The following is a 6,618-nucleotide window of genomic DNA, read 5'->3' as shown; positions in this document are numbered from 1 at the left end:
AGCGCGAATACCGAAGCGACAACGAACTGATCATCAACCGGGGGGCAGAACTCAATGTCGTCAGGGGGCCAGATCTGGATGGCGCTTGACAGACGGCACCCGCCTGGTCGAAGATCAGGCGCCCACGCCGGGGATGCCGGCGCCGATCGCGCGCATGCGAAGTGCTGCCCAAATTGGCCCCGACCGGCTGCATGGGTGGCCGCGGGAGTGCCCATGCGTAGACGGTGGACCGTCACCGTGGGATGCGACCGCCGCCAGCGGCCGAGCTGCCAAGCGAGGTCCCGCGGATCTGCCGCAGGCAGTTCCGCTGTCCCAGTGGGTGCCAAGCGCAGCGCCGGCGGGAGAGGGCTGGCCAGCCTTCTCCCTCAGAGGGCAAGCGCAGCGCGCAGCGACGGCCCGCCGGCGCGAAGGCGTCAGCCGAGCGCAGCGAGGGAAGGATGGAAGCCCGCAAGGGGCGAGACAAGCCGACAGGCGCAGGCTCGATGCAAAGCACGACAGCCCGGCCGGCCTGGCCGGGACCGCCCTAGACTTCAACCCGCATGATGATCTTCTGTAGGTTCGAGAACGGCCACCGCACAGGCCTCGACGCCGGCGACGATGCCGAGGCTGTCGGCTACGCCCGCGGCCTGGCCAGCGCGGCACTCTGCCTGGGCACGCGCGCGTGGGTCACCACCAGCCTGCCAGACGAGGAAGGGCCGGACAACGACGGATGGCTCACCCCCGAGGCCTGGCTGGAGCTGAACACCTGAGCGGCGCGCGGCTACCGAACCGCCCTGACCACGGCAGGCGCATCCGCCATGTCCTCGATGCCGACCGGGATCGGCGGCATCCAGCGCACCTCACGCGGCCGTAGCGCCAGGTCAACGCGGTGTGACCCCAGGACGTAGGTGTGCCAGTGCGGACGGCGCACGTGGGGCGCCGGCGAAGGCCTGCCGGCTATGTCGGCGTCATGATGGTCCCCCCGCGCAGCCTCGTAGGCGATGCGAAGCGCCGCGCCGAGGCGCAGGCCCACGTCCCAAAGCGCGGGCCGCTCCGCCGGAAACAACCGCTCTCCGCCGCGGCGGGTGCGCACCGGCGCCGGCGGCGCCGGCCAGCCAGGCTGCCCACCCCGGGTCAGCTCGGCACCGGCCGAGCAGACGTAGAGCAGCAGCGACAGGATCGGCTGCATGATTCCGGCCAGGTGGCGGCGCAGTTCATCATCGGCAGAGTGGTACGTGCTGCGCACCGATTCAAGAAGGGAGTCACCCTCCAGCTTGACGCTGAGGCCGAGCATCGCGCGCTCGTCCCCCATCGCTTCCGGCGCGTGCGCGGTGTTCAGCAGCATCGAGAGGAAGAACGGGGAAGTCTCAGTCGCTCCACCTGGCTCAAGTAAGCACCACACGCCATGCGCGGGCCCGCGGAAGGTCTGCATCCCATCCAGTTCCACGTAGATGCACCAGCCAGGCAGGCGGCGAAGCACATCCACCGGCAGGGCCGCATCGAGCTGCGTTTCAGCGAGGGCGGCGCGCAGCGTCGGATCGAAGCGAAGAATGGTCTTGGTCATCCGCCACGCGGCCAGCGCCGTCACCTTGGCGGCCAGGGCAGGGCGTTCACCGACGAGAGGGAACGCAACGGCGGTGGGTGCATAGCACCAGGCCGGCCAGGGCTGCTGTTCGCGGTAGGTATCACGCAACTGCTCATGCCGGCGCCACACGTCGTTCACGATGCTCGGCAGACGATCCAGCGCGAGCAATGCCGGATGCGCCGAAGACGGCTTTTCCACGAATCTCTCCCTTGCTTTCTATGAGCACCGACGCGAATCCACGTCGATGCAAGCTACAGCCGCCCACCCGATCCCGGCGAACGCTGCTACCTCCCGTTGCGCAAGGCACGCCCCTTAGACCATGCGCGCCAGACGTTGAAAACGCCAATCACGAAACTCACGACAGATGGCCAGATGCCCAGATCAAAGGCGACCGTAAAGTCCGCGTGGGTCGGTGCCGGTGCATAGTTGGCAAAGCCAATGACACCAGCGACGATTAAGATGATTCCGGCAATGAACTGAACAAAGTGCCAGCGCAAGACAAACGCCAGCGTGCTGGGTGCTTTCATTGAAATTCTCCCTTCGATAACGCACTGTTTGGATTTTGACGCCACTCGGCCCAAAGTAGACCGTGGTTCCACGCTGCTCTATGGGCCAATTTCTTAGCCGCTGTAATACAGCCAAAACTCCCTCAGCACGTAGAAGCCGAGCGCGGCGACGGCGAGAAATTCGAGCGCGGCGGCCGCGAGCGCTGCGAGCATCGATCCGCGACGCTTCGCCGAGATGCTGACAAGCAGCCCCGTGGCAAACGCGCCTGCAGCCCCGACAAAAAGCACCGCGACCTTGATGGGGCCAGGCATGGGCTCACCAGGCGCCGTCAGCGCTGCACACAGCAGCAGCGCAAGCACGGCCATGATCGTGGCCGCCAGGCTCACAAGCCACCCTTTGTTTTCTTGAATGAACTTTTCCATGAAGAACTCCCTTGTGATTTGAATTGGAACCGATCAGGCGTCCTCGCCTGAGCGGTCAGGTGCGCGAAGCGCCGATACCCATCGGCTTCGCTTCGCCGTCGTGCGTGCCTTCCATGTCTCGGTGGAGGAGGGGGCCGAGCGGGTCGTTTCCTCGACCCGATGCGTGCCCTGTCCATAGAGGTCGTTGCCGGCGTCCGCCAGCGCCTGCAGATGCCGCAGCGCATCGGGTGAGTGCGGCATCCACTTCTGCGCGCGAGCGCCGGCCGAGCCCTCCGGCAAGGCGACGGACGCCGACAGGCGGATGAAGCGCAAGGGCTGACGCATGGACGCGCGGATTCTGGCGCAGGCACGGCTAGTCGGCCCAGGTCAGGACAGGCACGCCAGGGAGCTTCACGGGCAGCAGCCACCCCTCGGTCAGCAGCCGGCGGATGTAGGCGCCGGCGGCCTCGCCAGAACGCCGGCCAGGCGCGCCGCGATTGGCAGGCTGCAGCGCAGCCGCCGGCGACGAGATCTGTCGGCTCATGGCAGTGCCCCGCATGCCCTGCGGTCCAGGGCGTTGTCCACCTGCAGCTGCTCGGCGGCGATGGCGATGAACCGGGCGCGCCTGGTGCGGCGCACGGTGAAGTTCTCGTCCACCACGCCATTGAGGCGCGCCCAGTGGTTCCAGGCGAAGGAGCGGCCGAGTCCCACAGTCGTTTTCGTGCTCGGGAAGCTGGGCGCATCGCGCACCATCGCCTCCCAGTCGTCGCCGAAATCCACGTCGTCGAACCGGCTGTGCCGTCCGGTGAGGGCGCGACGCTCGACATGCAGGGCCCTGTCCATCAGCTCGGGATGGTGGCCGGCCAGCCAGAACAGCTCCCAGGGCCGCGAGGCCGGGCAGAAGAAGCACGCCGACTTGATCGGCACCATGTCGGCGCCGAGATGGTCTTCGATGGCCCGCACACAGTCGGCGCGGCTCCAGCCGGCCAGTTGGAGCGGGTAGCAGTATTCGCAGGGTCCGAGGGCCCGGCCCGCTGCGGCCGCCCGCCGACGGTCGGCCTTCCCGCAGTCGTAGCCGATCAGCTTGACGATGCGCTGCCCGCGCGCCTGGGCATGCCGCCACAGCGGATGCGCAGACCTGCGCGCCGGCCCCCGGCTCACGCCGATCAGGAACTGGTCCTGCGGCTGCTGCTTCCACTTGATCGAGCAGGACTTCAGGCCGAAGGCCAGCGAGGGCAGTGTTTCGTTGGCGAGGCAGTTGCCTTCGAGGTCGTCGTAGGGCGTCGTGGACAGCGTGGCCTTGCGGCACACATCGACGGTTGGCCAACCCCATTCGCGCAGCAGGGCCTGTATCCGCGCCAGGTGGGCCCAGGTCGGAGGCTTCTCGCCTCCCGTGTCGGCGAAGGTGATGACGCTCGGCCGCAGGCCGGCGAGGCGCAGCAGGACGAGCATGGCGGTGGAATCGACGCCGGCGCCGAAACACAGGGCCAGCGGACGGCCGAGGAGGGCCGACCGCACAGCGCTGCGCTGCGCGTCGGTGAGCATGAGGGACATGGCTATCTCCGGGAAAGGGTGAGGGCTGGGGGCGGGGTGCGTGCAGTCACCATGACCCGCCGCCCTTGGCCAGCGCCGTCATGCAGTCCTCGCAGTCGCAGGGCACGATGGCCCGCAACTGCCGCAGCATGTCGGCCACGGTGGGTTCGATCAGCGTGTGGCAGCAGTCGTCCGACATGCACCAGCCCGGCCGCAGCAGCACGTCGTAGGCAAAGCCGTCTGGCCGTTCGGTGCAATAGCCGCCGCCGGCGTGCAATTCGAATACCCGGTCTGCATGGGCATCGCACCATGCCCGCAGCGTGGCGGGAGGTGTGTCGCCGGAGTAGCGCACGCTCGGGCGCTTCTTGTCGTTGTTCATGGGTGTCCTCGGCCGTGGGCGAGAAGCGCCGCAGCGCGAGGCTGCGGCTGCTTCGATCAGCCCTGCTCGTCCTCGTCTTCTTCCTGGCCGTCTTCCTCGAACTCTTCCCGCAGGACGGGCATCGGGTACGGCTGCAGGGTGGAGGGGAGCCAGCGACGGCCATCCAGCAGTGAGGCGGTCGCGGCGATGGCATCGGCCTTCTTCATCTTCTCGATGGGCTGTGCGGCTTGGGCGCCCACACACTCCGTCACGGCCTCGACCATCTTGGACTTGGGCACATGGCCCAGGTAGTTCTCGATGCTCGGATACCACCAGTCGGCCATGTCCACGCCGAGGGCTGATTCGATGCCCTGCGCAAGATCGAAGCCGCCACGCGGGTGCTTGCGCACCGGATCGGGCGACTGCACGCTGTAGGCGCGGGCCACCGAGCGGGCCAGCAAGCTCAGCAGGTCCGGGACCGCCATCGCCAGCAGATGGGCGAACAGGTCGGAACTCTCGCCGGGCAGCGATGCCAGCAGGGCGTCGGCCTCCTTCAACACGCCTGCCGCCTTCGTCCCGTCGAAGTCCGCCGCGTTGCGCTCCACGTGGTGGGTGTTATCGGCAAAGCGCACATCCAGGGGAGAGGACTGCCAGGGCTGACGCTCGCGCAAGATCAGCGTGTGCAGCAGCGCAGCCAGCGCACTCACCGGGTTCTGCGAAAGGCTCGCGGCCACGGCGGCAGTACGGTGGGCCGTCATGTTCTGGCACAGGGCCGCGCTGTACTCCGCGCGCTCCTTCGGCGCCGGGCTGGAGGCGGAAAGGGCCTCGGCAGCAGCCGCAGCGCCTTCGTCCCCGTTCTTGGCCGCAGCAACGATGGCCTTGCGGTCCTCGGGGCGCACCAGACCCTCGGTGACGCACAGTGTGCCGTCCGAATCGATGGACAACACCACGCCGGCCGTCGCCTTCTGCTCGGGCTTCCAGACCCGCAGCACATCCTGCATGGCGCTCAACTGGTCCACCAGTTGCTCGGCCTGCTCTTCCAGGCTGTCGTGTTCCGCCTGCTGTTCGTCCGTCCAGACCCCTTCCTCGTCGGTTTCGGAGTCGTAGGCCGTCAGCGCCTCCAACTCGTCCAGGCGCTCGTTCAGTCTGTTGATGCTGGCCTGCAGGTCGTCCATCGCAGCCGCCTCCTGCTTCGACGGCTTGGCCGACTCGCAGTGCAGACGGGCGAAGTGGGAGCGGTCGGCCGAAGTGAAGTGCATCCGCACCTCAGCCCACTTCCAGCCAGCCTCTTCCAAGGCCGTCGCCTCGGCTTCCAGGCGTTCCGCCGCCAGCCGGTTCAGCAGCGCACCGTCCTGCAGGAACACGGCATCGCTCTCGGAGAACAGGTCCTCGCGCAGCGTGCCGCCTGCCTCCCGGTACTTGTCCAGGCCGACGAAGACCGCCAGTGGCTCCGACGCCTTGATTTCCTCCTTCGTCAGCGCGGCACGGATGCTGTACGCGCTGCGGCTGTACTGGGGCAGCGATTCCCACACCGCCTGCTGACGCTCATGGTCGGACGTGAGGGCCAGGGCCTGCAACTGCCCCTGTTCGATCTTGCCCTCGCGGTACAGGTCGATGAACATCGGCGCCAGGTTCGCCAGCGCTAGCCGTCGCTCCACCGTCAGCACCGACACCCCGAAGGCAGCGGCGACCTGACCCGCCGTCTTGCCCTCGTCCACCAGCTTCTTGAAGGCCACCATCTGGTCGGCCGGATGCATGACCTCCTGAGCGAAGTTCTCGGTCAGGCTCACCGCCACCCCGCGCGACACGTCGAACACAAGGCACTGCACCGGGGCATCCTTCGCCATCCGGCCTTGCTTGACCAGCCAATGCAACGCGGCCAGCCGGCGACCACCCGCCACCACGCCGAAGGTTTCACCCTTTGTGCCCTTGCGCTTCTCCGGCACCACGCACAGGCGGTACAGCAACCCTTGCGCCTCGATCGTCGCGGCCAACGCCGGGATGGTTTCCGTGTTGCGCACCTTGCGCACGTTCCGCTCCGAGAGGAACAGGCTGTTCAGCGGGATCGACCGCTCCTGGCCTTGTTCCACCGGCACCACCTCGCCATCGACCTCCACCACCACGTCACGATCCGTTGCGTCAAAAGCTGCCATGAGATTTCTCCATTCAAGCCAACCGGGTTCCAAGATTCCGAGCCCATCAACATCTGAGGTTCGGAGGGCATGCGGCAGCCCCGGTGTTGCTGCCGCCGTACT

The 6,618-nt window shown here is 67.4% G+C and carries 9 protein-coding genes; 1 reads left to right on the top strand and 8 read right to left on the bottom strand.

The window, feature by feature from the left end; all coding sequences use genetic code 11:
* The first annotated feature begins 539 nt into the window (after window positions 1-539).
* Entirely contained in the window at window positions 540-749 is a 210-nt protein-coding gene (locus Q392_RS25985; protein ID WP_038215296.1) for a hypothetical protein, read from the top strand.
* Window positions 750-760: 11 nt separating this feature from the next.
* On the opposite strand, the gene Q392_RS25980 is transcribed toward Q392_RS25985, so the two are convergent.
* The 8 genes from Q392_RS25980 to Q392_RS25960 all read right to left on the bottom strand — a co-directional run.
* Complete coding sequence (locus tag Q392_RS25980) at window positions 761-1,762, bottom strand: AcrVA2 family anti-CRISPR protein (RefSeq protein WP_157008321.1); 1,002 nt, start codon at window positions 1,760-1,762, stop codon at window positions 761-763.
* Between the two features lie 86 nt (window positions 1,763-1,848).
* Window positions 1,849-2,091 carry a hypothetical protein gene (locus Q392_RS33145; protein WP_157008319.1) on the bottom strand — a complete coding sequence of 81 codons (243 nt, stop codon included), beginning with the start codon at window positions 2,089-2,091 and terminating at the stop codon, window positions 1,849-1,851.
* Window positions 2,092-2,184: 93 nt separating this feature from the next.
* Window positions 2,185-2,493, bottom strand: coding sequence for a hypothetical protein (locus Q392_RS25975; RefSeq protein ID WP_157008317.1), 309 nt, complete (start codon window positions 2,491-2,493; stop codon window positions 2,185-2,187).
* Between the two features lie 33 nt (window positions 2,494-2,526).
* Window positions 2,527-2,817 carry a hypothetical protein gene (locus tag Q392_RS33140; protein WP_157008315.1) on the bottom strand — a complete coding sequence of 97 codons (291 nt, stop codon included), beginning with the start codon at window positions 2,815-2,817 and terminating at the stop codon, window positions 2,527-2,529.
* 28 nt (window positions 2,818-2,845) lie between these two features.
* Window positions 2,846-3,016, bottom strand: coding sequence for a hypothetical protein (locus tag Q392_RS33135; protein WP_157008313.1), 171 nt, complete (start codon window positions 3,014-3,016; stop codon window positions 2,846-2,848).
* The gene (locus Q392_RS25970) at window positions 3,013-4,026 is read right to left on the bottom strand and encodes a hypothetical protein (RefSeq protein WP_038215290.1); all 1,014 of its coding nucleotides are present in this window, start codon (window positions 4,024-4,026) and stop codon (window positions 3,013-3,015) included. The genes Q392_RS33135 and Q392_RS25970 overlap by 4 nt, the downstream gene beginning before the upstream one ends.
* 46 nt (window positions 4,027-4,072) lie before the next feature.
* Complete coding sequence (locus Q392_RS25965) at window positions 4,073-4,384, bottom strand: hypothetical protein (protein WP_038215289.1); 312 nt, start codon at window positions 4,382-4,384, stop codon at window positions 4,073-4,075.
* Window positions 4,385-4,440: 56 nt separating this feature from the next.
* Window positions 4,441-6,618 (bottom strand): ParB/RepB/Spo0J family partition protein (locus Q392_RS25960; protein ID WP_211260306.1); only part of this gene is annotated, 2,178 nt, incomplete at its 5' end.

The sequence above is a fragment of the Xenophilus azovorans DSM 13620 genome, from assembly GCF_000745855.1.
Taxonomy (GTDB): Bacteria; Pseudomonadota; Gammaproteobacteria; order Burkholderiales; family Burkholderiaceae_C; genus Xenophilus; species Xenophilus azovorans.
Note: the sequence above shows the minus strand (reverse complement) of the source record. Positions and strands in the feature narration are given on the sequence as shown.

Excerpts from the sequence above, each read along its gene's own strand:
- Q392_RS25970 (WP_038215290.1), bottom strand. The coding sequence starts at position 4,026 with ATGTCCCTCATGCTCACCGACGCGCAGCGCAGCGCTGTGCGGTCGGCC.
- Q392_RS25985 (WP_038215296.1), top strand. The coding sequence starts at position 540 with ATGATGATCTTCTGTAGGTTCGAGAACGGCCACCGCACAGGCCTCGAC.
- Q392_RS33140 (WP_157008315.1), bottom strand. The coding sequence starts at position 2,817 with ATGCGTCAGCCCTTGCGCTTCATCCGCCTGTCGGCGTCCGTCGCCTTG.
- Q392_RS25965 (WP_038215289.1), bottom strand. The coding sequence starts at position 4,384 with ATGAACAACGACAAGAAGCGCCCGAGCGTGCGCTACTCCGGCGACACA.
- Q392_RS25975 (WP_157008317.1), bottom strand. The coding sequence starts at position 2,493 with ATGGAAAAGTTCATTCAAGAAAACAAAGGGTGGCTTGTGAGCCTGGCG.
- Q392_RS33145 (WP_157008319.1), bottom strand. The coding sequence starts at position 2,091 with ATGAAAGCACCCAGCACGCTGGCGTTTGTCTTGCGCTGGCACTTTGTT.
- Q392_RS33135 (WP_157008313.1), bottom strand. The coding sequence starts at position 3,016 with ATGAGCCGACAGATCTCGTCGCCGGCGGCTGCGCTGCAGCCTGCCAAT.